Annotated in this window: 22 protein-coding genes and 2 pseudogenes; 15 read left to right on the top strand and 9 right to left on the bottom strand. The window is 63.3% G+C overall.

The window, feature by feature from the left end; genetic code table 11:
• Positions 1-36: 36 nt before the first annotated feature.
• Together ABRP28_RS21805 and ABRP28_RS21810 are read right to left on the bottom strand one after the other, a co-directional pair.
• A pseudogene (locus ABRP28_RS21805) lies at positions 37-1,052 on the bottom strand (ATP-dependent DNA ligase).
• Between the two features lie 46 nt (positions 1,053-1,098).
• On the bottom strand, positions 1,099-1,404 hold the full coding sequence (locus ABRP28_RS21810) for a hypothetical protein (protein ID WP_374153031.1): 306 nt from the start codon (positions 1,402-1,404) through the stop codon (positions 1,099-1,101).
• Between the two features lie 535 nt (positions 1,405-1,939).
• Here ABRP28_RS21810 and ABRP28_RS21815 point away from each other — a divergent pair.
• The 6 genes from ABRP28_RS21815 (at position 1,940) to ABRP28_RS21840 (ending at position 8,138) form a co-directional block, all read left to right on the top strand.
• Entirely contained in the window at positions 1,940-2,371 is a 432-nt protein-coding gene (locus ABRP28_RS21815) for a hypothetical protein (RefSeq protein WP_350005237.1), read from the top strand.
• A 77-nt stretch (positions 2,372-2,448) separates the two neighbouring features.
• On the top strand, positions 2,449-2,799 hold the full coding sequence (locus tag ABRP28_RS21820) for a hypothetical protein (protein ID WP_350005235.1): 351 nt from the start codon (positions 2,449-2,451) through the stop codon (positions 2,797-2,799).
• A 590-nt stretch (positions 2,800-3,389) separates the two neighbouring features.
• The gene (locus ABRP28_RS21825) at positions 3,390-4,403 is read left to right on the top strand and encodes a DUF4192 domain-containing protein (RefSeq protein WP_350005233.1); all 1,014 of its coding nucleotides are present in this window, start codon (positions 3,390-3,392) and stop codon (positions 4,401-4,403) included.
• Between the two features lie 199 nt (positions 4,404-4,602).
• Positions 4,603-4,755: a hypothetical protein gene (locus tag ABRP28_RS21830; RefSeq protein WP_200953146.1), complete on the top strand. Its 153-nt coding sequence runs from the start codon at positions 4,603-4,605 to the stop codon at positions 4,753-4,755.
• A 519-nt stretch (positions 4,756-5,274) separates the two neighbouring features.
• The gene (gene dprA / locus ABRP28_RS21835) at positions 5,275-6,183 is read left to right on the top strand and encodes a DNA-processing protein DprA (RefSeq protein ID WP_350005231.1); all 909 of its coding nucleotides are present in this window, start codon (positions 5,275-5,277) and stop codon (positions 6,181-6,183) included.
• A 602-nt stretch (positions 6,184-6,785) separates the two neighbouring features.
• Positions 6,786-8,138, top strand: a complete 1,353-nt coding sequence (locus ABRP28_RS21840) for a ParB/RepB/Spo0J family partition protein (protein ID WP_350005230.1) — start codon at positions 6,786-6,788, stop codon at positions 8,136-8,138.
• Between the two features lie 416 nt (positions 8,139-8,554).
• Here ABRP28_RS21840 and ABRP28_RS21845 read toward each other — a convergent pair whose 3' ends face one another.
• On the bottom strand, positions 8,555-8,863 hold the full coding sequence (locus ABRP28_RS21845) for a hypothetical protein (RefSeq protein ID WP_350005228.1): 309 nt from the start codon (positions 8,861-8,863) through the stop codon (positions 8,555-8,557).
• Positions 8,864-9,554: 691 nt separating this feature from the next.
• Here ABRP28_RS21845 and mobC point away from each other — a divergent pair.
• The 5 genes from mobC (at position 9,555) to ABRP28_RS21870 (ending at position 13,928) form a co-directional block, all read left to right on the top strand.
• Positions 9,555-9,947: a plasmid mobilization relaxosome protein MobC gene (mobC, locus tag ABRP28_RS21850; RefSeq protein ID WP_350005226.1), complete on the top strand. Its 393-nt coding sequence runs from the start codon at positions 9,555-9,557 to the stop codon at positions 9,945-9,947.
• A complete protein-coding gene (locus tag ABRP28_RS21855) occupies positions 9,947-11,506 on the top strand; it encodes a relaxase/mobilization nuclease domain-containing protein (RefSeq protein WP_350005224.1) in 1,560 nt (519 codons plus the stop codon). Before mobC ends, ABRP28_RS21855 begins: the two co-directional genes overlap by 1 nt.
• Positions 11,507-11,524: 18 nt before the next feature.
• Positions 11,525-12,466 carry a hypothetical protein gene (locus tag ABRP28_RS21860; protein ID WP_350005222.1) on the top strand — a complete coding sequence of 314 codons (942 nt, stop codon included), beginning with the start codon at positions 11,525-11,527 and terminating at the stop codon, positions 12,464-12,466.
• Between the two features lie 93 nt (positions 12,467-12,559).
• A complete protein-coding gene (locus tag ABRP28_RS21865; protein ID WP_350005220.1) occupies positions 12,560-12,808 on the top strand; it encodes a helix-turn-helix domain-containing protein in 249 nt (82 codons plus the stop codon).
• 523 nt (positions 12,809-13,331) lie between these two features.
• A complete protein-coding gene (locus ABRP28_RS21870) occupies positions 13,332-13,928 on the top strand; it encodes a DNA-binding protein (RefSeq protein ID WP_350005218.1) in 597 nt (198 codons plus the stop codon).
• 94 nt (positions 13,929-14,022) lie between these two features.
• Here ABRP28_RS21870 and ABRP28_RS21875 read toward each other — a convergent pair whose 3' ends face one another.
• The 3 genes from ABRP28_RS21875 to ABRP28_RS21885 form a co-directional block, all read right to left on the bottom strand.
• The gene (locus tag ABRP28_RS21875) at positions 14,023-14,832 is read right to left on the bottom strand and encodes a hypothetical protein (protein WP_350005216.1); all 810 of its coding nucleotides are present in this window, start codon (positions 14,830-14,832) and stop codon (positions 14,023-14,025) included.
• Complete coding sequence (locus ABRP28_RS21880) at positions 14,829-15,209, bottom strand: hypothetical protein (RefSeq protein ID WP_012311538.1); 381 nt, start codon at positions 15,207-15,209, stop codon at positions 14,829-14,831. Before ABRP28_RS21880 ends, ABRP28_RS21875 begins: the two co-directional genes overlap by 4 nt.
• A gap of 640 nt (positions 15,210-15,849) precedes the next feature.
• Complete coding sequence (locus ABRP28_RS21885) at positions 15,850-16,812, bottom strand: GntR family transcriptional regulator (RefSeq protein WP_350005213.1); 963 nt, start codon at positions 16,810-16,812, stop codon at positions 15,850-15,852.
• A gap of 553 nt (positions 16,813-17,365) precedes the next feature.
• Here ABRP28_RS21885 and ABRP28_RS21890 point away from each other — a divergent pair.
• Complete coding sequence (locus tag ABRP28_RS21890) at positions 17,366-18,703, top strand: FAD-dependent oxidoreductase (RefSeq protein ID WP_350005211.1); 1,338 nt, start codon at positions 17,366-17,368, stop codon at positions 18,701-18,703.
• A gap of 433 nt (positions 18,704-19,136) precedes the next feature.
• Here the strand turns inward: ABRP28_RS21890 and ABRP28_RS21895 are convergent.
• The 3 genes and pseudogenes from ABRP28_RS21895 to ABRP28_RS21905 all read right to left on the bottom strand — a co-directional run bounded on the left by ABRP28_RS21895 (position 19,137) and on the right by ABRP28_RS21905 (position 21,354).
• Positions 19,137-20,279 (bottom strand): annotated as a pseudogene (locus tag ABRP28_RS21895) (IS3 family transposase).
• 240 nt (positions 20,280-20,519) lie between these two features.
• Entirely contained in the window at positions 20,520-20,720 is a 201-nt protein-coding gene (locus tag ABRP28_RS21900; protein WP_374153032.1) for a hypothetical protein, read from the bottom strand.
• 169 nt (positions 20,721-20,889) lie between these two features.
• A complete protein-coding gene (locus ABRP28_RS21905) occupies positions 20,890-21,354 on the bottom strand; it encodes a GNAT family N-acetyltransferase (RefSeq protein ID WP_350005207.1) in 465 nt (154 codons plus the stop codon).
• A 463-nt stretch (positions 21,355-21,817) separates the two neighbouring features.
• Here ABRP28_RS21905 and ABRP28_RS21910 point away from each other — a divergent pair, with 463 nt between their 5' ends.
• The 3 genes from ABRP28_RS21910 to ABRP28_RS21920 all read left to right on the top strand — a co-directional run bounded on the left by ABRP28_RS21910 (position 21,818) and on the right by ABRP28_RS21920 (position 25,111).
• Entirely contained in the window at positions 21,818-23,224 is a 1,407-nt protein-coding gene (locus tag ABRP28_RS21910) for an FAD-binding oxidoreductase (protein ID WP_350005205.1), read from the top strand.
• Positions 23,225-23,251: 27 nt separating this feature from the next.
• Positions 23,252-24,715 carry an NAD-dependent succinate-semialdehyde dehydrogenase gene (locus tag ABRP28_RS21915; RefSeq protein ID WP_350005203.1) on the top strand — a complete coding sequence of 488 codons (1,464 nt, stop codon included), beginning with the start codon at positions 23,252-23,254 and terminating at the stop codon, positions 24,713-24,715.
• A gap of 147 nt (positions 24,716-24,862) precedes the next feature.
• On the top strand, positions 24,863-25,111 hold the full coding sequence (locus tag ABRP28_RS21920; RefSeq protein WP_374153033.1) for a cupin domain-containing protein: 249 nt from the start codon (positions 24,863-24,865) through the stop codon (positions 25,109-25,111).
• The last annotated feature ends 153 nt before the right edge of the window (positions 25,112-25,264 follow it).

The raw sequence follows: 25,264 nt of genomic DNA on the forward strand, positions 1-25,264 counted from the left end.
CTGTCCACACTGGGTATAACCCGCACGGCGCCGTCGTCAGCGGTGCCTGTTGTTCAGTTCAGGGGGAACCCTGACCACTGCAGGGTCCAGCTCTGGCCTGACGCGCTTCCAAGTGACGGGGTGCCGAAAGGACGTGCCGGACCAGGCGACGTCGGCTGATACCTCGACCACGACCGGTTCGATAAGTGTCAGCCGCACGGGGCCTTTGTCCTTGCTGAATCTGTTCAGGGAGGACTCGCTGATCTCTTCGGGCCATGGATGCCCGGGCCCGGCCGGGTGGAGGTGCCGGCCCAGCTCACGCCCGGCCTTCGTGGACAGGACGGTCGAGCGGCCGACAATCTTCAGTTCGCCGCCGATGGGCAGGCCGGCGATGATGGCCTGTGGTTGGGCCACGGACCCGATCACGGCCGCGCAGACTACGTCCCAAAGATCCTTGTGCTTGAGCTTCGACCAGATCCTGGCGGCCTCGTAGGGTTGGGAGCCTTTGAATACGAGACCTTCGATTCCTGTCGCGGGCAGATCCCGCAGCCAGGTCTTCGCTAGGTCCATGTCGCTGGTGATGGGGGAGAGGTGCAATGGTGGGGCCCAGTCCCGGGCGAGCTCCTCGAGCAGCTGCCGGCGCCCGGTGAATGGCACACCGCGGGTGTCCTGCCCTGCAACGGCCAGAACATCGAAGGCAACGAATGAAGCGGGCAGCTCCTTGGCCACGGCGGGAAGCGCTGCCCTGGAGGTGACCATGCGCTGCTGCAGCGCATCGAAATCCAGCCGGTTCCGGTTCCAAATGACGGTTTCACCATCCAGGACCACCCCGGTGGCAACTGCTCTGCGAGAGCGGCAGCTGCGTCGGGCAGGATTCGGGTAAGTTCCTTGCCCTGTCTGGACCACAGCGTCACCTTGCCGCGGTCATTAAAGGCGGTAGTGCGGAAACCGTCCCATTTGGGTTCGGCCCATAGGCCGCCGGGCAGTGCGTTGGGGCCGGGGAAGGCCTTGACGAGTTTCGCCAGGGCAACCGCGACCGGTGGGTGCAGTGCCGGCGGAAGGGACTCGGCCATGGGCCCAGCCTAAAGGAGAAACCAGTATGAACGTCCGTGCTGGCTTTTACTTGGCCGTGGGACCTTCCGTAGCAGCGTCCTCCGCGCCAACGCGGCGGAGTAATGCCGCCACGCTCCGCACAGCTGCCGGATCTTCCTGCCAGGGCCTCCTGCCCCGTGAGCAGGCATGGAAACCGGTGGCAGCTGACTCTTTCGCCGCCTCGGCGAGTTCGGCCCACGCCGCTTTCAGATCTGCCACCTGCTCAGGAGTTAACGGCTCCTGGTCCTTCGGCTCAATGGCCGCTGCGAAGGCGGGGCGACCAGCAGCCGTTGCCGGCTTGCGGCGACGGGAGATCCAGCTCCACAGACCCATCGGTTTTCCCTTCGTATCAACACTTCAATGACCGTTCAGGGCAAAGCAGAGGGCCGCAACCGGTGGGAATGGGGCCCTCTGCCCTGGGTGTAAACATCCTGCTGCTTACGCCTTCGAGCATGCCACACCGGTAGTGATGGTGCATGCTCGCAGGGCTCGCACCCGTTTGGGCGTCCGCTGGCGCGGCCGGCTGTTGGGGCCAGGTGGCGCCGTCGCAGAGCTCCGGACCTCCTGGCCCTGTGTTGTCTGCGACGCTTTTTGGCTGCTGTCCTGACGGATTGTACGTGTCCGCTCCGGCCGGTCTAGCCCCTCCGTCGTCGGGGCCTGCGGTGCAGGAAATGTCCCTGCGGCGCTCCTTCGTCGCTGATTTCCTCCGGGAATTTCCCGCCCCTTGCCCTGCGGGTAGACAGGCCTCCGTCGGCCACAGCTCCGCAAGCTTCGCCAGCAGCCAAAAATCAACGGGGGGAGAGGGGACGCTGGCCGGTCACCTGAGCCGCCCCGCCCACCAACCTTTCGGCAAAAAAGGAGCAAAACCATGAACGCAGTCACTAAGAGGACCGTGACCACCATCGACACCGGCGAAACGGTCCACGATGTGCCCGTGCTCGTCGATTACCACATGAACGACGGCTATGACTGGATGGACGTCATCAGCGAACACGGCTGGGCCGTGATCCCCTGCTGGGGGTGTGACGGCTGGGACCTGGGCCAGTGGCCCTATGTCATGGTCGCCGCGATCCGTACCGCCGACGAGATCGGGAACCTGTTCGGCATGGCCACATACTGCGAAGGCGACGTACGAACGACCTTCTATCGGACCAAGGCGAGGTTTTGGACCGCGATAAGTGAGCAGGCCTTCTTCCACTGGAAGAACGGGCAGGCCCACGGCCCGGCAGACCTGCCGGAGGCCGCCGCCGAACTACCCAGCCGGTACCGGATGCCCTGCACCCTCGCGGACGCGGCCTAACCAGCACTGACAACCGCTGTACTGCCCGGCCCGAGCCGGGCAGTACAGCACCCCAAACGACTTCAAAGGAGCAGCACATGAGCAACGACACCACCGCCCCCAAGGGCATCACCGCCCTGATCTACCGCGACGCCCTGGGCACGGACTTCTCGAACCGGGGCATCTCCGCCCGAGTCATGGAAGTAACCGTCATTGGCGAGGGCATCGACCCGGTTTTCGAGGCCACCGAACAACGGCCCGCCGTCCGGCTCGTCAAAAACGAGCACTTCCACCGCGAGACCATGGTCCACGCCGAGCCGCTCGCCCCAGCCGGTGCACCCGCCCCTTGGTACATGTTCGGCGGAACGTTTATCTTCAGCAGTGACGCCCGGTTCCGCCGCGCAGCCGGACACTACGGAGCCGTCCCACTGCACGACCGCCGCGAATAGGGCCGAGGGTGGCCGGTCTTCGGGGCCGGTCACCGTGGGCGGTCCGCCGTCGTGGCCGGCTTGTCCTGGTGGTTGGCCGCGGCGGACCGCCCATCCCGCAGCAGCCAGGTGCCGGACGGCGGCCGCCGGCGGCAAGCCAGGGGCTGGTGAGTCGTTGGTTGTCCGGCTCGCGGTGGAAGGCAGGCTCGCGGGGCTCGCCCTGGTTTCCGCTGCGCTGCAACCAGTTGAAGGGCGTCCGCTGGCGCGGCCGGCTGTTGGGTCCAGTGCCGGCTCCGCAGGGCTCCGCCGTCCCTGGCCCTTTTGTGTCTACGACGTTTTGGCTGCTGTCCTGACGGATTGTACGTGCCCGTTCCGGCCCCTCTAGCCCCTCCTGCGTCGGGGCCTGCGCCCCGGAAATTCTTCTCCGGCGCTCCTTCGTCGCTGATTTCCTCCGAAGATTTTCCGGGTCTTGCCCTCACGGGTAGACGGGCCTGCACGGGCACAGCTCCGCAAGCTTCGCCAGCAGCCAAAACAACGGGGGGAGAGGGGAGCTGGCCGGTCACCTGAGCCGCCCCACCCACCAACCCTTTCGGCAAAAAAGGAGCAACACCATGAACGACTTCATCAAATTCACCGGCCCGGCCGACGTCCTGGCCTTCATTCCGCACACGCTGGGACAGACCCCCACGGAGTCCTTTGTCGCCCTGACCATGCAGGGCAACAAGATCGGCGCGACCCTGCGCGTGGATGCCCCGTTCGGGCAGGACCCCGTCGGCTACGCCCAGAGCGTCGTCAGCTACCTGACCGCTGACGAGGCCGCCACCGGCAGCCTGCTGGTCATCTACACCGACGAGAGCACCACCGACGGCAGCCGCCCCTACGCCGGGCACGTGCAGGCACTGCGCACCGAACTGGAAACCGCAGGGATGCCCCTGCAGGACGCATGGCTGGTGACCTCTGAATTGTGGCGGAACTACCTGTGCACGGACACCGGCTGCTGCCCCGATGAGTCGCTGGATGCGATCACCACCAGCAACGGCAACGCCGCCCTGATCTACCGGGGGAGCGTCGTGACCGGCTTCATCGCACCGGCACCCTTCACTGGAGACGAGACGGCCCGCGAGGCTATCACCTCGCAGAAGCCCGACGGCTGGCCCGAAGACCTCGAAGCCAGCCGTGCCGCCTGGGCCAGGGTGCTGAAGGATCCCAAGAGCCTGACGAGCGAGACCGCGTACCAGCTGGCAGGAGCGTTGCAGCACCCCACCATCCGGGACTACATGATGGGAGACATCGTCCCGCACGCGCCCGAGCAGTTCACCTCCGTCATGCTTGGTGTGTTCCTCACCCGCCCGGACTGGGCCCGCGTGGACACGGCACAGGAAGTCGCGTTCGAGCTGATGAAAGCTACCCCGGAAGGCCAGCGCGCCCCCATGTTGTGCCTGATCGGCTGGCTCGAATGGCTCAAAGGACAGTCCAGTTTCGCTGCCCGGTACTTCAAGCTCGCGCTGGAGGACACCGCCGGGTATCGGCTGGCGGAACTGCTGGGCGAACTGGTCAACCGCGGCCTGCTGGCAGACTGCAGCCGCTACCCGAAAAAGGCCTATGACCGCCGCCTGAAGCGCTAGCTTCGACAGGGCCGGACTCCACTACAAGAGGGGTCCGGCCCTCCCCTCGCGGGATCTTCGCCAGGTGCGCGGCGGCCTCCCCCGCTTCGCTCCGCCGGCCGCGTAAACGCTGCGCGGGCGCCGCGACTTCCAGCCCGCGCGCAGGAACTGCCGATACTGTGAAAGGACACCGCAGTCCCGTACAGCCAAGGAGTCCCGAGTGGCAGATCAATTCCGCATGACCGAGGACGATACCGTTTCCCCGGACGCGAGCCCCCTTGAAGACATCCTGGAACTGAGCCTGCTCACCGCAGGCCCAGCTACTGGCCCGGTAGACCGGCCAAGGAAAGACCACCGACACTACGAGCTGTAACCGAAAGCAGCACTGAAGGCTGCACCACAGATTTCCTTATTGCCGAGGGAAATTCAGGAAGGCCGGCACGGACCGTGCCGGCCTTCCTTCATGCGCGCAGGCATGTAGCTGTAGACCGGGGGAGTGGGTTCGCCAGGGCTCACACCGATAAGGGCGTCCGCTGGCGCGGCCGGCTGCTGGGTCCAGGGGGCGCCGTCGCAGAGCTCCGGACCCCCTGGCCCTGTGTTGTCTGCGACGCTTTTTGGCTGCTGTCCTGACGGATTGTACGTGCCCGTTCCGGCCCCTCTAGCCCCTCCTGCGTCGGGGCCTGCGACCCGAAAAAGTCTTCTCCGGCGCTCCTTCGTCGCTTATTTCCTCCGAAGATTTTGCGGGTCTTGCCCTTACGGGTAGACGGGCCTGCACGGGCACAGCTCCGCAAGCTTCGCCAGCAGCCAAAAATCAATGGGGGGAGAGGGGGAGCTGGCCGGTCACCTGAGCCGCCCCACCCACCAACCCTTTCGGCAAAAAAGGAGCAACACCATGAACGACCGCATTGCACGCGCAGCCCTGACCCGCCTGTTCGAACCCAACGACACCGTTGGTCGGACCCTCGTGGGCAGGCTCGGCGCGTACGCCGCGCTGCGGCTCGCCACCGGCGCCCAACCCGCTCACACCCTTCCGGACGTGACGCCCGAGGAACTGTCCGACGCGCTGAAGCGCTGGGCGCCCCGCGTGCCGGATCTGGACCCGGAAAAGGACCTGGCCACCATCGAACGCCTGGGCGGCGGTTTCCTCATCCCCGGGGACGAGCACTGGCCCATAGGCCTGGACGACCTCCCGGACGCACCCTTCGGCCTCTGGTACCGGGGCAACATCGGGAACGGGATCCCCGACCCGTCCAACTGCGCGGCACTGGCCGGGTCACGGGACTGCACGAGCTACGGCGCGGCCGTCACCGGTGACATCGCCTACAGCCTGGCCCAGCGCGGAATCTGCGTCATCGCCGGCCTCGCCTACGGTATTGACGCGCACGCCCACCGCGCCGCACTTGCCGGAAGCACCGGAGAAAGCCCGGCCACCATCGCCGTCCTGGCCGGGGGACTGGACCGCGACTACCCATCAGGCAACGCCGACCTCGCCGCCGCCATCCGCGGCAACGGGCTCACCCTCTCCGAGCTGCCCCCAGGAGCCGCCCCTACCCGGGCAAGATTTTTGTACAGAAACCGCATCATTGCAGCCCTTGCCGGGGTGACGTGCGTCGTGGAGGCCCGCTGGCGCTCCGGCGCCCTGAATACCGCCCACCACGCCGAAACCATCGCCCGTCACGTCGCCGCAGTCCCCGGCAGCGTCCACAGCGCCAACTCCGCAGGGTGCCACCGGCTCCTGAAAGAAGGCGGCGCGGCACTGGTGACCGACGCGACTGAACTGAGCGAACTGCTCGCCAGCTAAACCCGCGGGTGGCCGGCCTTTCGGGGCCGGTCACCGCGGGCGGCCCGCCGTCGTGGCCGGCTTTCGCTGCTGGTTGGCGGCGGCGGACCGCCCATCCCGCAGCCGCCAGGTGCCGGGCGGCGGCCGCCGGCGGCAAGCCACAGGAGGCGGTGTCGTTGGGTTGTTCCTGGCTCGGGGAGGAAGGCAGGCTCGCAGGGCTCGCCCTGGTTTCCGCTGCGCTCCAACCAGTTGAAGGGCGTCCGCTGGCGCGGCCGGCTGTTGGGGCCAGGTGGCGCCGTCGCAGAGCTCCGGACCTCCTGGCCCTGTGTTGTCTGCGACGCTTTTTGGCTGCTGTCCTGTCGGATTGTACGTGTCCGCTCCGGCCCCTCTAGCCCCTCCGTCGTCGGGGCCTGTGGTGCAGGAAATGTCCCTGCGGCGCTCCTTCGTCGCTGATTTCCTCCGGGAATTTCCCGCCCCTTGCCCTGCGGGTAGACAGGCCTCCGTCGGCCACAGCTCCGCAAGCTTCGCCAGCAGCCAAAAATCAACGGGGGGAGAGGGGACGCTGGCCGGTCACCGTAGGTCGCCCCACCCACCAACCCTTTCGGCAAAAAAGGAGCAACACCATGAACGCAGCACCCACGCTTGAAATGCTCGACCCGGCCACCCTGACCGTCGACGTCAACGTCCGTAAGGACGCCGCCCTGACAGCCGATTTCATTGCCAGCATCAAAGAACATGGCGTGATGGAACCGGTGATCGCCCACCGCAAAGACGACGGGACCGTGCACGTGCTGATGGGCCAGCGCCGCACCCGCGCCGCCGTGGAAGCGCAGCGACCCCTGATCCCGGTGATGATCATCGAATCCCCGGAGGAAGCAGAGCGCATCGTGACGCAGGTGGTGGAGAACATTCAGCGCGCTGAACTGACCGAAGCGGACGAAGCCGACGCCTACCACCAGCTATCCCTGATCGGTGTCTCGGCGGCCGCGATCGCCAAGAAAACCGGGCGTACCAAGACAACGGTGGAGTCCGCATTGCAGGCCAAGTCCTCCGACGCGGGAGCCGCCGCCCTGGGCAAGGGATGGAGCATCGAGGAGGCACTGATCATCGCTGAGTTTGAGTCAGATGAAGAGGCCTCGGCCGAGCTCGAGTCGGTCATCATGGACGAACCTGACCAGCTTCTGCACGTCGCGCAGCAGCTGCGCGACCGGCGCGAAAGCACTGCCGCCCTCGCCGCGCTGATCGCCGAACTGGAAGCCCAGGGCAAGACCATCGTGGAGGACGCCGGACACTACGCCGACGACGACAACCTCTACGTCACCGCCGCCAAACGGGAGGACGGGGAACCGGCCACCGAGGACGACGCCAACGCCGTTCTGATCACCACGGACTACCGGGGCCAGCACCGGACCCACGCCGTGATCGCGGGGTGGAAGGACTCAGGCTTCGCCCCGAAATACGAACGCTACGACGGCGGCCGCCCAGCGCAGAAAGGCCCCATGACCGAGGAGCAAAAGGCGGAGCGCAAGACCCTGATTGAGAACAATAAAGCGATGCTGTCCGCGCAGGTGGTACGCCGTGAATTCGTGACCGGTCTGCTGGCGAAGAAGCAGGCACCCAAGGGCTGGCAGTACTTCACCGTCCACGCGATCACACACCACCCCGAAACGGCCAGCGGCTACGACGGCGAGGTGGCCGCTGGAATGGTCGGGGCGAAGGTTGACGAGGACAAGACTTGGGCGTGGAACCCGCTCCGGACGCACGTGGCGAAATCCACGGCACGGCCCGAGTTTTCGCTCATCGCGCTGGTCTGTGCGGGGTATGAGAAGACGATCGCGAAGGACGCGTGGCGTTCCCCGTCACAGACTCACAGGGACTACCTGAACCAACTGGTTCTTTGGGGGTACAAGCCCTCAACTGTGGAAGGGCTGATCATCGACAGCGGCACACCAGAGGGAGAAACCAAAGCGGCCTAAAGCCAACCCTTGCCGGGCGGGGAACATCTCCGCCCGGCAAGGCCAGTGCCGATCACCACGGCAGGGCCGGGAACCTCGCAAAAGTCGGGCGGTCCGCCGCCCGGAGCGAACCACGGCAGCCACTCACCAGCGGCGGACCGCCATTAGGCGCGGCCTGGCAGAAGCACACCAGGGGTGCCGCGCATACCATCGTCACGGGTACCTGGCGTCGTCCGGGGCGAGGTGTTAAAAGCCGCCGCCAACCGACGGGGTGCCTAACCAATGCACCCTTCATGGGTGCGCTAGAGTGAATGAAAGATTTCCTTTTGCCGAAGGACATAAAAGGACCGGAATGTTCCGGTCCTTTTTTGTGTGCAGCGACTTTTCAGGGGTGTCAGCGCGGCGGCCTGGGTTTCACAACAGCGTGGGTTTTAAGCTCACTGTTCGCTGAAGGATGTGCCGGATTCCTGGGCGGAATCCTGTTCGGATCCGGCGGAGCGCTTTGCCGTCCGCCGGCGCTTTACCGCAGATGGTTCAAGGCCAAGTTTCTTCAGTTCCTCCGCGCTCCATCCGTCCCGGGTGGCCTGCACGTAGGCGCGCTTGTCATCGCGTTCGGCCGCAACAAGCTGGTCCCGCAACTCGGTGATTCGCTGGCGGCTCTTCACCAGGGCAGTGACGGATTCAATGCGGGAGTCCAGCAGCGCGCGGGCCTGGTTTCGTGTCTGTTCAATGTCGAGGTTTGGCATGGATCCAGCCTAACGATCATCCCGACGCCGGCTTTGCCGGACGCGCCCATCCGGGCATGACATGTCCGAGGTAACCGGAGGGTCTTGCGCCAGGAGGTGGGCGTTCCGGGGATCGTTGAACCAGTCCCGCAGATAGTCGTCGGAGTAGCTGACGGTTCGTGCTGTGAACTGGAAGTATTCGGGGCCGACGCCGCGCCGCCGCCACTGCCGCAGCTGCGTCGGGGAGACTCCGTATTGCCTGGCCACTGTGGTAGGTGAGATGAGAGCCAAAACTGTACCTTTCGCTTGCCCTATGCCGCGTTCCTTTCGGCACGTTTGCCGAAACTTGGCCGGTGAAGGAATTGGCCAGTTGGAGCGGCCGGACCGTGGAATACCGGAGCGAAGCGAGGATATGCCGCGAAAGCCGGCTGTGGAGACTTGCCAAGGAAGGACCGGGCAGTAGCCTCAACCAGCCGAAACGGAACGACGCAGTCGTTTTGAACAAGTCAGACGCGCAGCGTCCTGCAGGGCAGTGCCCAGGAACCACCCCAAGCGCCAAATTCGGGCGCAGGCGATTTTCCGGAGCAAGCTAGGCGGTTATGTGCCATACCCGCGTGTTGATCCACGGCCTGCGGCCCTGGATGCGGCAGACTCGTGAGTGTGGCCCGGAGATTCCGGGGCGCTGCGCTGGGCATTGGGGGAGGGGACCGGGATGAGCGAAGAGCGGAAGTCTCCGCGCCGGTTCTCCCGTCGCCGCCGCGCGAACATTGACGGCGATACCCAGTACGTGAGGGTGTCGATGTCGGAGTTCGAGCGCGCGCAGTTGAAGGTGCTGGAGGAACGGACGGGCCGCAGCCCGTCGGAGATTCTGGTCAGTGCTGCCCTGTATGCGGAGAACTCCGAGTCGCTGGCTGAGCGTCGGGCGATGGCCGTGGAATTCATCGCGGCCCGCCGTTACCTTGCTGCCTTGTCGAACAACGTCAACCAGCTCGCCCGGCACGCGAACGCCACGGACGAATTCCCGGAAGCAGCGCGTACCGTGTTGACCCGGGTGCGGGCGGTCGCTGACCGGATCAATACGATGTTGGATTCGATGGTGCGCTGATGATTCCCAACATCACCAAGGGCACCCGCATGCAAGGGCTCATCGCGTACCTTGCCGGTCCCGGCCGGGCGAACGAACACACCGATCCGCACTTGGTCGCTGGCTCACCGTCGATCATGGCCTGGCACAACGATGACGAACTGAACGCCGACGCGGCGCAGGCCATTGCCAAGGAATTGGACCGGGCCAGAAGCGTCCTGGGCGTTGAGATTCCGGGCGGCCATGTCTGGCACTGCTCACTGTCGCTGCGCGGCGAGGAGGGCGACCTGACCGACCAGAAGTGGGCTGACATTGCGCAGGACTTCATGGACGAGATGGGGTTCACTGAAGCCAGCGGCCGGGCGCCGGCCCAGTGGGTGGCGATCCGTCACGGCCACAGCAAAGCCGGAAACGACCACATCCATATTGCCGCGTCCATGGTCCGCGAGGACGGCACGAAGTGGAGCAGCTGGCGGGACTTCCCCCGCGCACAACAGGCCGCCCGGGAGCTTGAGAAGAAGTACGGCCTGGAAGAACTTTCACCCACGCATTCCACCCGTGGCCTCCGGCCGGGAGAACGTGAAGCATCCGAGCGGCGGGGAGCACCGGAACCGGAACGCCGGTCCCTTGAACGTAAAGTCCGTGCCTGTGCGACGTCCGCCCAGGATGAGGCCGAATTCATCCGTCGCCTTCGCCGTACGGGCGCCCTGGTCAGGCCGCGGTACGCGTCCGGACGTGACGACGTCGTGGTCGGCTACAGCGTGGCAGAACGTCCCCCCAAAGGTGGCCGGCCTGTTTGGTTTGGCGGCGGTCACCTCGCCAAAGACCTTGCCCTGCCCAAGCTCCGTGCCGAGTGGCCTGACAGCCCCCAAGGTGCCGCCGAGGCGGTCGCAGAATGGCATGCAGCTGCACGTGGACGCCGCCCGGTCACGATCGGCCGTGAAGCCCACGAACCGGACCCGCAAATGTGGGAGCAGTACAGCGACGAAGTTGCCAGGCTCCGCGAAACGCTGCGCTCCGTCCCGCTGGACGATCACGCGACCTGGGCGCACGTTGCACGCGAGACATCCGGCGCCTTCGCAGCCTGGTCCACGGCAACCGAGGCAACGCCCGGACCACTCGCAGCAGCAGCCGACGAGCTGTCAAAGACAGCACAACTGCGGCGCTACCCAGTCCGCCCCATCCGCAGCGCAGGCCCATCTGCGCGCGGAGCCTCGCTCATGCTCATGGCAGCTTCGATGGGCGGCACCGGAACCGCCGCGCAGGCAATCATGCTGCGCCAGCTGCTCAACGTCGCAAAGGCCGTTCACGACATGCACAAGGCCTCAAATGATCTGCGCAGAGCACGCCAGATTAGCCACATGGTGAAGCACCAACTGAGCCAGGTCGCTGCCGCACTACCCAGCGTCCCAGCGACAACGCCCACAGCGGATAGCGAAGCGGCGGCCGCGGTGCGCGCGAGTGCAGCCGGGCAGGTTGCCGGTCGGTCCGCGGGCTCCGTGCTGCCGCCGAAATACGTGCAGGTACGCACCCACGTGAGCACCCAAAGCGGGAGTGCCCGCCCAGACGTTGAGAGATAACACCAAGGAGGGGAACCATTGAGCGAATCTGACGGCATTGATGAGGCTCTTGAGGGAATGTCGCGCGTTGCGCTGACCGTCGCTGGTCGGCTCGGTGAGCAGCTTGCCAGGGCACGCGAGCAAGAGTTGCGCCGCGCCCAAGCGGCCGAGGAACAACAGGGCCGCGAACTGCAGGCCCGGTTCGATGCGGAGCGGGCAGCTGCCCGTGCACAGCTCGCCCCGGTCATGGACGACCGGTGGTGGGATACAGCCAGCGGCCGCGACGTCGAAAGAGTCCATGAGGCGGCCACCGCGTGGAAGGACCACGACCCGGCGGCGCGCGACGCGGCCGAAGTGATCCGTGACCAGGTGCAGCGCCGCTACGGCTTGGACGTGGACAACCTCGGTGCCAATGAAGCAACGGTGGCGGAGGCCCTGGCTAAAGCCGAGCGGGACCGCGAACAGGCAGAACAGGAACGCCGTGCCGGCCGTGATGACAACGCCGAAGCTGTGCAATTGCTGGCCGAGGCCGACCGGGAAGACAGGAAACGCGCGGAGGCCGTTGATCAGCCCTCAAAGGAGGACTTGGACGAAGCACTGGACTGGCTCCGGGAGACCAAACCCATCGAGGCGCACAACTGGGAACAGCGGCACAATTTTGCAGACAGCGTAGCCGAGGAGACGGACATGGAGAGGCGGCTGATCACAGACTGGACAGCTGCTCGTGCCGATCACCGCCCAGAGCAGTTGCGTGGCGAAGCAGGGGCCAATTACGACTCAGCCGAGCGACGACAGGAACTGGCGGCCAGCCTCGAAGGGGTTGCCGATCGTGAGGCTGTACAAGCACGGCTCAATTCCGATCAAGACCAGGCCACACCGCCCAGCGCAGCCGTAGGCAAGGGATCAAGGCCTGCAAAGGCCCGCAAGACGCGCGGAGCCAACGGCCTGACAAAGCTCCTTCAAAAGGGCATGAGCCGGTAAGCCCTGCAGGCCGTCCAGCCCAGGAAATCTCACGGGTTGGCCGGGGCCCGGAAATTGGCCCCGGCTGGGTGCTGCTCACATTAGGATGTCCGGGTGACCGCTGAACACGACAAGCGCCGCTTTCTGACCATCGAGCAGGTCGCCGAAGAACTGAACTGCAAAAGCAGCCTCATCCGGAACCTCATTCATACTGGAGAGCTTCGCGCTTTTCAGGTTGGAGCGAGGGGGCTCTGGCGCGTCGGCCGCCAGGATCTCGAGGACTATATCGCAGATGCATACCGGCGCGCCGCTGAGCGGATCGCCGCGGGCGAACTGGCGGACGACGTGCCGGAAGGGGAATAGGGACGCTGAAGGGGCGGAAACCCTTGTGCTCCGGGGCGGTCCGGCGTCGCTCCAAGCGTCCTACGCTGGCATGCGCTCATCCGCGGATACAGCCTCCCAGCGTTTCTTGGCACCCTGCCGGCTGATCCCGAAAGCCCTGCCGATCTTTTCCCAAGAGACGCCCCCGCCCTTGCGGTGGCCACGGCTTCATCGAGCTGGGCCTCCAGCTCCTTGAGGCTCCCGTCCAAGGGTGCGGATGCCGATGCAGCGACACGTTCCGGGGGCGAAATGGCGGTGGCCAGGACAAATCATCTCCGGGGCACAGTCAGACCCGATCCGTAGTAGTAGTAGGAAGCGTGTACTACTACTCCTACTCTTTTCGTGGACGAGCCTTGAGGGATCCCGCTACCCAGCCCCTCTGGCCTGGGGGCCTACCCGCCACGTGTGGACGGGGGCCGCGGGCCCGGGACGGCGCGGTATTGCCGGTTAGTAGTAGTAGGAGTAATTTTGTTACTACTCCTACTACTTCTTTGAGGGATCGTGAATGAGCTCGAGTGCTAAAGACCGGGTTTTTGCTGCTGCTGAGCAGATCAGCGCCGAGCGGCGCCCGACGGTGTCCACTGTTCGATCTGCTGCCGGCGTTAGTAACGCCGACGCCACCCGTTATCTGAAGGAGTGGGCCGAGGAGAAGCAGTCCGCAGGAGGTCAGGTCGCGGCGACCCCGCCGGCCATCCTCGAGCAGGCGGCGCGTCTGGCCGGGGCTGTTTGGGCGGAAGCGTCCACCGTTGCGAACGAGCGCCACGCCGCCAGCGGCGAGCTGTGGGCCCGGGAGAAAAAGGAGCTGAATGAAGAGGTCGCCGAGCTTGTTGCCGACCTCGACAAAGTGACGGCCGAAAAGGAGTCCGCTGTCTCCGAGCTGTTGGCCAAAATAGAGGAGCTGGAGCGCCAGCTAAGCACCAATGCCGAGCAGTTAGAACAGGCCCGCTCAGCCGGCCAGGAAGCAACGGCCGAAGCTGCGGCAGCAGCAACCCGGGCGGCCGCCGCGCAGGCCCGCGCGGACGCGCTCCAGGAAGCCCATGACGCGCTGCTGCAGCGCATTACCCCCGAGCAGCCTCAGAGTGGCGAAGAACCTGATGCCTGATCTAGCCGGGACCCCTCTGCCAACGGCCGGCAGTCCTGCAGCCGTCAGAGGACGCTGGGCGCCTGTCGGGCGGCGTTCGGAAGATTTCTTGGTTTCAGGAGCGGGCTCCGAGGACCGGTAGATCGTACAGTTCTGCTACGCGGTGGAAGTCGGGGTCCGGTCCGACATTTTCGGAGGTCAGTTGCAGCAGGCCGTTGCGGCCGGGGGAGAGGCCTTCGTCAGCCCGTCGGTCCCAGTAGGCCCAGCACCTTCCAGTCAGTGTTTTTGATGGGTAGCTGATCCCCAGTGGTTCTGAGCCATCGTCTAACACCGTTCCGCGGATGACGTGGGCGAGCAGGGTTGTCAGGTCACGGTCGTCTCCGGTGAGGGAGCCGGCCGTGAGGAGCTGGAGGCGTTCGGTCAGTCCTGCCGTGGTTGGTGTCAGGGCTTCGAGGGCCCGGAGGGTGGCGGCGTCGTCGATCTGAACCCACCACCCCTGACCAGGGTGGCGAATTTCGTAGATCGAACGGTCCATTTGCCAGTCCACAGAGATGGCCCAGGGGACGTCGATCCCGTTCTCCTCGGCTTGGGTCCGGACACTGGTGATGTAGTCCTCGACCGTCCATCCGATGGATTCCGCGGCCTTGGCTACGGACGCGCGCTGCTGCCGGAAGCCGAGCAATACCTCGGCGTAGGCGCACTGGCGGGAGTCGGCGAGGTAGATCGTTGAGCCTATGCTGTCGTATCGGCCCCGGGAATCGCTGGTCGCGGCTGTTCCGATGGGCATCGGGCCAACGATGGAATTTTTCCTGACCGACAGCGCGCCGTAGCGGTCCTTCGCCACCCTGAACGAAATCTGGCCGGCGGCCTGGACAAGGGTGAGTCCCGTCGAGGCGCACCGGCGCCCCTTGGCGGTCGTGATCATGCGGCGTAGGTGTCATTCACGAATGCTTCGGCGGCTCCCAAAACCTCCCGGGAACGCAGCTGCTGGATGTAAAGGACAGGAAGTTCCTCGTCCAGGCGCGGGTTGGCGCCCATCAGCCAGGCCAACGCGACATGCTTTCCTTCAGCGAGCTCAAGGGTTTTCCAGACGCGATGACCCAGGCGCAGGCGGGACTCGACTTCCGGGCGGGGCTCCGGGCCGTCAGGCTTGGCCCAGCGGAACGGAGACGTGCGGTCCTTCACGCCGGCCATGGTCTGGACGACCGTCGTACCGAGATTCTCATTGAGTTCGCGCACAAGGTCGTGAATGTTCATCCGGGTGGTCCCCAGATGAATGTCATGCCGGGTCGTTGCTTCCATGTCTCAATCGTCGCAGGCTTGCAAAAGTAAAACAACCGAAATGCAACACAAACGCGCGAAATGTCGGCTCGTCGAGTGGAGGGCTGACGTTCAGGGGGAGTTTCGCACCGCTCTTGGCGCGTGCTCGGATGGCGCAGCAAGCGCGGTAGATGTAACCTGAAGATGAGAGATTAGTTGAACATTAAAGCAAGTGACTTTACATAATCTCCATTATCGGCTCTTTAGAACAGGCGGGGGAGCGCCCGCAAGAGGGGCTGCGTATGCCGCGTTTGTGTCGCTTGCCACTTGTTGGCGAATTGCCAATTCATCTGGCGAATCTCGTCAGCTATCTGACGAATCGTCCCCTCGGGCTACTCGAAGGCGGCGCAACAGCCGGCGGCACGCTGAATCACGCCGCGATTGACCCTGAACAACTCCAGGAAACCAGCTTCTCGCCAAGAATCCTGTCAACGAAACTGACCCATAAGGTGCAGCCCGTCCTTGCACTGACTGCAAACTAACGTTGTCAATTTCGCCAACTACCGTGGCAAGCCACACGCGTGAGGGCTCGTGACTGGGGGAGTTTACAGATCCTCACGTGAAGGTCTGAACGGATTGGAGTGGCAACTCGGCAACGGCAAATTGCCGCGGGGCTGAACCATTACTGTTGTACTGCCCTTTGCTGGTTCAGGACTGACTTGTTCAAGGCAATGTAATTGAGTCCGTCTTCCATCTTCGAATGCCAACTCATCGTTGCTGCCCGTAGGTCAGCGGCATCGATAGCTTCGAAGATCGCGGTGTTTTGTTCCAGGATTTTCTTGGGCGAGAAGGCATATCTCGCCCCGAGGACAGCGAAGTGCATAAACGCCTGCTTTGTGAGCGTCTCCATCATCGCCGGTATCCGGTTTAAGCCGGAGGATTCGAACAGGGTGATTTGAAAATCCATATCCAGATGGTGGGCCCTCACCACGTCATTTTGGCGAACACTCTCCTCCAGGTCTTCGAGGTGTTTCTTGACCCGCGAACGCGCCGCCGGACTCCAGCGGCTGGCAGCTCGGACGGCGATGGTACCCAGGGCGCGGCGGGCCATGTAAGTCTCCGAGACGTCGTCCCAAGTGGGAACCCGAACTACGACCGAGTCGGACCTGGTTGCAGTTATCAGGCCGTCGTCAGTGAGTGCCCGGATGGCGGACCGGACTTCCCTTATAGTGGCCCCCAGCAAACGGCTGAGTTGCCCCAACGAAATTTCGCTTTCTCCCGAAAATGTTCCGTCCACCAGCCCCTGGCGGATCACCGCTAGGATGTCCTCCGCCAACGCATTCCAAGGCTCAGCCACGTCCATCAAACGCGCCCCCGGAGCTGCTGTATTCTTCCGGTCGACGCTCCACGAGAAGGGAGGCCTCCCACCGTGGTACCAACGGCGGATGCGCCATTCCAGATCCGCCAGATGCTCTCCCGCCGGAACTTCCGGCAACATGTCCAGCGCTGCGGCGAGCCTCTGCCATTGCCAGGCATCCGGGATACGCACTGCCGGTTCCACTTCCGGAGGAACTGGAAACTCACCGCTCACCAATATTATGGCTTGGTCGAGGGCGTAGCCGTTAGAGGCCAGCGAGGCCCACAACTGTCTGTCCTGTCCGCCTGCCTCATGGTCCCGCGGCGAGCTCCTTAGTAGGTCGGCAGCCAGCATCGCACGCACCCGTCTTCTGCTGGTCGTAGAGAGCCCTGCCGGATACCGGATACGCGCAAAGCGGACTGGGTTCAAGACCAAGCACGACCCGGTAGGTCCCACCGCGAAGCCAACTGGGACCATATGGCGATCGCGGAGCAAAGCGCTAATTGGCACAACCGAATCGTCGGGTACCGAAAATTCCCGCCACGTCCGGACCACGAACGATTGGCTCACGCCCACGGCCTCAGTCACCTGACGGCTGGAGCTTTTCGTCGCTTGCATCCAGATTGGCGCCGTCAGGACAGCACGTTTGAGCTCCGCGCGGTCCCGTGCACTCGTCATAGGGGAAGTCTAGGTTGTAACTAGGGGTGACTCAAAGACTCGAAAAGAAGCTGTTTGTCTTCCAGGTATTCACAAGGTTGAAAGGTCTGCGAATCATGGAAACCGATGATCCGGCAAAACGAGCTCCGGACCACCAAGCACTTCCTAAGGAGAAGGAGAAAAAATGTACGATGTCGCCGTCGTTGGCGGAGGTCCCGCAGGTCTGGCAGCTGCCTACAACCTCGAGCGCGCAGGCCTGAAAGTAGTGCTGCTGGAGGAGACAGGCCGACTGGGCGGCCGCGCCAAGACTGTGGACATCAACGGGGAACCAGTGAACATGGGCGCCATGTTCGTCTACACGGGTACAGCGTCGCATCAACTAGCTACGGAACTGGACATCCCCTTGGTTCCGTTCGAACCCGCCACTTTTGGCATCCACGTCAACGGTGAGACTGTCGTGTCAGAGCAGAACGGTCGCCTGGTGGAGCAACTCCCGCTTTCGGAGGAATCGCGCAACGGCCTGCGGCAGTTCATCGAACGGGCAAGCTCGGAATACTTTGAGAACACCGTGGACGGACAGCTGCGTCCTTCCTCGCCCGGCTTCGGAGAGGAATCCCGGCTCAGTGGCCTCCCGAAGGACGTGCAAGAGGTCCTTACCGCCGCCATCAGGGGCGGGTCCGTTGCTCCGCCGTCGGAACTTAGTGCCACCTACGCACTGCGCTACTTTGGCAGCTATTTGGTCCACGAGAAGAAGAACAGGATGGTCTCCCTTGGAGGCATGCAGGCAATCCCAACTGCATTGGCGAATTCCCTTCGCAGCACGGACGTACGCATGCGGCACCGTGTTGATTCAGTCACCCGGGATGTCGACGGATCCTGGGTACTCAGCGTCGACGTTGCCCAGACCGAAGGCAACCAAGCCTCAGCGGCGTCTGGCCATCTCGCCGCCAAACACGTCATTCTCGCGGTTCCGGCGCCCAGAATCGCAAGCATAGTGGAGTTACCCGAATGGAAACTCGATGCCCTGAACGCAGTGCACACCCCGGGCTCAACCGAGCTCGGAGTGGTGGTGGACATCAACTCTGCCGAGCTTGCCCACATTGACAACTGGGCTTTCATTGCCGCCGCCGGCCGGGTCTTCGACGTCGTGATCAACCCCAGGCCCGGCCGCAAGGAGGGCACGGCGCAGTTCGTCTGCTACGGAAACACCGCTGGCTACCTCAAGGAAGCCAATGACCCTTCTTCCGGCGTGCTCGAACAGTGGATCGAGGAGTTCCTGGTAGTAGCACCGCAGTTGCGGGGACACGTCATCGGGGCAGCGATCCAGTCGTGGGAGCACTGCTTCTCGCTGCTGACCCCAACCCGGGCCGCGGCACTTCCTGCCCTCCAGGCACCCGTTAACGGGACCCTGCACTTCGCCGGCGACTACTCCTCCGAGACAGCAGGAACGCATGGGGCCTACGCCGAGGCTAAGCGGGTCAGTACGGCCATTTTGAGCCAGGTTTCTGCACCCGTTTCGTGATCCTGAATCTTCCGCAGAACTTATCTCACAGAATCATTCACGTCCTCCTGATGTGGAATTGCCTCCGACGGTCTCTGATGGTTTTCAGAGACAAACCCCAATTCTTTGTGTTCCGGGTGAACCTGGAGGTTTGTCCCTGCTTGATTAACGGGGTAAGTCCTTTGGGACATTCGAGCCCGTCGGCATAACATGCCGGCGGGCTTTGTTTGATGTGTCTCCGATACCCTGCACGTAGGCGAAGGCCGTGCTGCCGATCATCCGGAAACTGCGGCAAATTTGCTTCCCAGCGGTTGCTTTGAGGTCCTCGGGGCACTGGGCAAGGTCGACCGGGCACACGTCCAGGAGACCTGGCCAATCGCCTGAGCTTCTTCAGTTCAAAACCCGGTACATCGGGACTGCCCCGGGTTTCGTTGACTCTCGGGGTTGATAGTTTTTAGGCGGCTTGAAGGCCGGTTTCGATTGTCTCAAACTCTATGGGCGTGAGACGACCGGGCTGCGTTGGCGGCGCCGGCGGTGGTAGGTTTTCTCGATCCAGGTCACGATCGCCAAACGCAGTTCCCGTCGCGAGGCCCACCGTTGTCGGTCCAGCACGTTCTTCTGCAGCAGGGCAAAGAATGACTCCATGGCGGCGTTGTCGCCGCACGCCCCGACGCGGCCCATGGACCCGGTCAATCCGTGGCTTTTGAGCGTCCTAACGAACCAGTGGAGCGGAACTGGGATCCGCGGTCCGAATGCACCACAGTCCCTTCCGGTAACCTCAACGCCGCCGCGTTACGCAGCGCAGCGACCGCCAGCGCCGCCTTCATTCGGGAATCAATGGAATAGCCAGCGATCCTGTTCGAATAGACGTCCTTGATCGCGCACAGGTACAGCTTGCCCTCGTCGGTCCGGTGCTCGGTAATGTCTGTGAGCCAAAGCCTGTTCGGCGCGGCGGCGGTGAAGTCCCGGCCGACGAGGTCGTCGTGGACTGGCGGGCCTGCTTTACGGTTCAGGCCCCGCTTCTTGGCGAAGACGGACCAGATCCGCTGGCTGCTGCACAGCCGCTGCACCCGGTTCTCCCCGGCTCTAATGCCCTGGGCCGGCAGTTCATCGGCGATGAACCGGTACCCGAAGGCCGGGTCGTCGCGGTGGATGTCCAGGGCTGCGTTGATCAGGTGCGCATCCCCCCTGTCCCGGTCGGAGACGGGGTTGGCCTTCCACTTGTAGAACGCCTGCTTGGAGAAGCCAAGGACCCGGCAGGTCACCGCCACGGGGATTCCGTCGGCGGCAAGGTCAAGGACCAGCGGGAAGCTCATTTTGGGGGCAGCTCCCTGGCGAAGAACGCCGCAGCCGGGCGCAGGATCTCGTTCTCCTGTTCAAGAAGACGGATCCGCTTCTTTGCCTCCCGCAACTCTACGGTTTCCTTCTCGGTGACGCCGGGACTGACGCCGTCCTCGATATCGGCTTTCTTCAGCCAGTTATGCAGAGTGGCCTCAGAGATCCCGAAGTCCTTGGCGATCTGCGCCAGCGGGGCTTCATGCTTCCGAGCGACCGCAACGACATCGCGGCGGAACTCGGCGGGGTAGGGCTTGGGCACAGGAACATCCTTCCCGCAAGGACAGAATCCTCACAAGTCAGGAGTCAACCAAACCGAGGGCAGTCCCATCCGCTAGGAGAAGATTCAGTGTGCCCTTTGTCGGGTGCCGCGTCACCCGCCCTCCTTGCCATCGCCAATGGTGCTGGCATAGAACATCTTCACGTTCGGCCGCCGTCGCCTACAAACCGTGGAACCGTCGCGATTGCACCTTGGCCTGAAATGCTTGCTCTTTAGGTTGCTCTACAGCAGATCCAATTCCTGTATGAGTCCGTATTCAACGCCGGCGCTGAGGGTGGCAGTGAATGATCTGAAGCTGTGTCTGGTGACGAGAATGCCGCAATCTGTTGCTTGCTCGCTGAGCTGTCGGGTGGCCTTCTCCAGTTGGCGATCTCGGGATGCGCGGTCCTCAACTTCAATGATGATCGTGTCGTAGGTCAACATATTGGTCTCCATCCTGCGATGTTTGTGGGGGCTGCCAGCCTTTGTATGGTGTTCACACTCGGTCAGGCTGGTTGGACACCAGCTGTTCGACGGTCCGAAGCCTCGTGGCGCCGGCTGCGTTAGGGGGTATGCGCCGCAATGGAAGCGAGATCTGGGCCTCGTTCCAAGCTCACGCGATGGTCGGCGCGGCGTCGTAGGTGACCCAGTGCGTACGGGTTGCGACCTGGTCGTAGAGCGCCCTGGCTTGGTGGTTGTCGTTCGCGGTGATCCACCGTACAACTGAGCCCCCGTCTGCCCCTGCGATTTCGGTGAGACGGTGAATCACTGCACGGGCGGCCCCTTTGCCTCGGGCTTGGGGCGCGGTGAAAAGGTCATCCAGCCAGATACCGACAGTGCCGCTGGAGGGACGGGAGAACCGACGGTAGTGGCCAATCGCCACGATACCCTCTGCGGATTCGGCAACAAGAGCCTGGCATTCGTGCGTGGGATCCAAGAGCCATTCCCACACGTGCGAGACTACTTCTTCGGATTCTTCCAAGCGGTAAAAGTCACGGTAACCGCGGAAAAGCTCGCGCCACCGAGGTTCGTCAGAGGGATGGAGCGGACGTACGGAAACGCCAGGGGTTTGAGTCATGATCTGGTACAAATCCTTCTGTACGGTTGCTGGCTTTGAACTCGGCAAGAGTCATCACCTCAGCGAACTTGGCCTTTCGCAACTCACGTTAGAGGAGGGATTGAGTGGCTGAGAATCGTACCGTTGACCCAATTTGGCGATTGTTCTAGTAGAGCAGTACTAGAACACAACCATGCGTTGCTGTCGGCCAGGAGGCAAAGTCTTGATTGCCCGGCTGGCTCCTGAGCAGCCGGGCAGTCGGGTAAGCATCTGTTTGTGGTGTAGCTCGGAGGGAAGCCCTGAATCTGGATGTGTGGCTGAAGAAGGCGAATGTGTCCAGGCCTTTGAGGCCTGCATTCGCGACACACTCATCCCCTTGGACAAATATTGGCGAAACTTCATACTAAGGACCGAATGACTCGGGGGTCGCCTACTTATAGGCTTCGTATGCCGCAATCCCAACTAAGAGAAAATACGGTGCAAGATGACCAGGGCAGTCTACTCCGACCCGCAATTCGTCAACGGCGAAGTGTCGTTCTGGATGCGCAACCTCGGTATGCCCGAGAGGCGTCCAGCACTGACGGGCGATGTGACAGTCGATGTCGCCATCGTCGGCGGAGGACTTACCGGGCTATGGACCGCGTACTATCTGAAGCAGGCACAACCCGGCCTGACCGTTGCCATCATCGAGCGAGAGTTTGCGGGCTTCGGAGCGTCTGGACGTAATGGCGGCTGGATGAGTGCAGAGCCGGCCGGGCAATTCCGGCGCTACGCGAAATCGCGCGGAGTCCAAGCCGCCCGCAACCTTCAAACAGCGATGTTCGGGGCGGTAAGCGAGTCCGTGAACGTGGCGCGCCGAGAGGGCTTCGACGACGACCTAGCGCATGACGGGCTGATCCATGTCGCTACCAACGCCGCCCAGCTATCACGCATCCGCCATCACGTCGCCGAAATGAGAGAGCAAGGCTGGGGCGCCGATGACGTGTTCGAACTCAGCCCTGCAGAACTCGGCCAACGGGTACGTGTCCAAGGCGTTCAGGGAGGTTATTGGACACCCCATTGCGCGCGTGTCCACCCTGCCAAGTACACCCAAGGCCTCGCCCGGGTGGTCGAAGGGCTGGGCGTCACAATCTATGAGTCAACGACGGCTCTTAGCGTATCCCCACGCCGGGTAACCACCGACCGAGGAGTGGTCACCGCCAAGTTCGTCGTTGAGGCGCTTGAAGGTTACACACTGTCCTTGAAGGGCAAGGCGCGCAAACTGCTGCCGATGAACAGCAGCATGGTCATCACTGAGCCGCTCTCCCGTGCACAACTTGACGGCGTAGGCTGGCACGGCGGTGAGCTGGTCGGCGATGCAGCGCACAGCTTCACTTATATGCACCGCACCCAGGATGGCCGGATCGCGATCGGTGGCCGGGGCGTGCCGTACAACTTCCGATCCAGTTTCGACCGTGATGGGCGCACCGCCGACTCCGCAGTTCTGCAGCTGAAGCAACGCCTGACCGAACTCTTCCCCGCCCTTGGCGATGTGCGCCTTGAGCAGTCGTGGTCGGGGGTGCTCGGAGCACCGCGCGATTGGTGCGCCTCCGTCAACTTCGATCCGACCACCGGAATTCTCAGCGCCGGCGGCTATGTCGGGCACGGCCTCTCGGGTACAAACCTCGCTGCCCGCACCCTACGCGATCTGATCCTTGGCGAGGATACCCCGCTCACCCGACTACCGTGGGTCGGCCGGCAGGCCCGCAACTGGGAGATCGAGCCCGTTCGATGGATCGGGGCCACGGCCCTGTACGCGGCGTACCGATACGCGGACCGCCGAGAGTATGCGACAAACCAGCCCGCCACGCACTGGTCAGCCCGCGCTGCGAACCTGGTAAGCGGACGTTAGTTCTCAAACAAAGAGGGATCACAACCCATGCTCAAACAAAGCGAACAGGAACTGCTCGACCGCGTGGAGTCAGGACTCGGCATCGGAGGCGAGTGGCGCGTATCAACCTCGGGAATGACTCTCGACGTCCAGGACCCTTCGAGCGGCGAGGTTATCAAGTCCATTGCGGACGCCACGGTCGAGGATGCCATGAGTGCGCTGGACGCCGCCGTAGCGGCCCAGGAAGCGTGGGCCAACACTCCCACCCGTGAACGCTCAGACATCCTTCGTCGCGCCTTCAACCTGCTGATGCAGCGCAAGGAGGACTTCGCACTGCTCATGAGCATGGAAATGGGCAAGCCGATCGCCGAAGCCCGCAGTGAGGTGGACTACGGCGGGGAATTCCTGCGCTGGTTCTCTGAGGAGGCAGTGCGCGTACGAGGCGACTACCGCCCAAACCCTCAAGGCACCGGCATGATGGTGGTGTCGCACCTCCCTGTGGGACCCACGTACTTCATCACACCGTGGAACTTTCCCCTTGCAATGGCCACCCGGAAAATCGCCCCCGCGCTTGCAGCCGGGTGCACTGTGGTCATCAAACCAGCGGAACTCACACCACTGACCACTATCTTCTTCGTGCAGTTGCTCGCAGAGGCTGGGGTGCCGGCAGGAGTCGTTAACGTGGTGCCAACCTCAAAGCCCGGCGATCAGTCCAGCGCCCTGCTCTCGGATCCCCGCCTGCGTAAATTGAGCTTCACGGGATCAACAGCAGTCGGCGTGAAGTTGATGGCAATCGCGGCTCAAAACGTGTTGCGCACCTCGATGGAGCTCGGGGGCAATGCTCCCTTCATCGTGTTCGAGGACGCCGATCTCGAGCGTGCGATCGAGGGAGTGATGTTGGCCAAGTTCCGCAATATAGGTCAGGCCTGCACCGCAGCAAACCGCGTCATCGTGCACGAGTCCGTGGCCGACGAGTTCGTCCGACGCGTCAGCGAACGCGTCGCTACGATGTCAATCGGCCGGGGAGCCGAAGAAGGCAATGACATCGGTGCCCTTGTCAACACTAAAGCAGTTGAGAATATCGCCCGCCTCGTGGAGGATGCGGTGGAGAAGGGGGCGACGATCGCAACCGGCGGAGAAGCAATCGCCGGACCTGGAAACTTCTACAAGCCGACTGTTATTGACAGGCTAAACCCACGGGCCGCGATGATGCACGAGGAAATCTTTGGGCCGGTCCTCGGAGTCATCCGCTTCTCCACGGAGGACGAAGCGGTACAAATCGCCAACAACACCAAGTACGGTCTGGTCAGCTACGTGTTTACCGAAAACATCCACCGGGGTCACCGGATGATCGCGAAGCTCGAGACGGGGATGATGGGCCTCAACACAGGCGCCATATCGAACGCCGCGGCACCGTTCGGGGGCCTCAAACAATCAGGCATAGGCCGAGAGGGCGGGTTCGAAGGAATTCACGAATTCCTTGCCACAAAATACACACTGCTCCCCCGCTAGGAACAAGTCACAATTCCCTTTCAAACCAGAGGACAAGAAGTGACAGCGACAGAATGCACCGCTCTCAATGCCGAGCATGTGAGGTGGCCAGAGCTAGCTCCAGTACCAGCCGAACGTGTCCTTACCGGGTCTCCAGCGACTTCTACAGTGTTCCTGGCTGACTCCAGGGGGTACCAATTAGGCCTGTGGAAAGTAACCCCTGGCACCTTCACCACAGACCACACCGGTTACATCGAGTTCATCCACATCGTCGAGGGTCTTGGCCGGTTAGTCAGCGAAACCGGCTCGGTTACCGAGTTGCAGCCAGGTACCACTACCCTCATGCCACCCGGCTGGAAAGGCCGCTGGGAGGTGGACACAACTCTGACGAAGGTCTTCACCATCATTCAGCACTAGCCTTGTGGTTTGCAGTAACTGATTGAGTCACGTCGCACTGGCACCGCTTGGGGACGGGCCAACGTATAGCATAGGCTTGCCGCGACCCTACCGGGGTCGTTTACCGCGCAAATTCCCCGCCCAACTCTTAGAACGCGCGCTACCCGACTAGTA

The sequence above is a fragment of the Pseudarthrobacter sp. WHRI 8279 genome (assembly GCF_040224115.2).
Classification (GTDB): Bacteria; Actinomycetota; Actinomycetes; order Actinomycetales; family Micrococcaceae; genus Arthrobacter.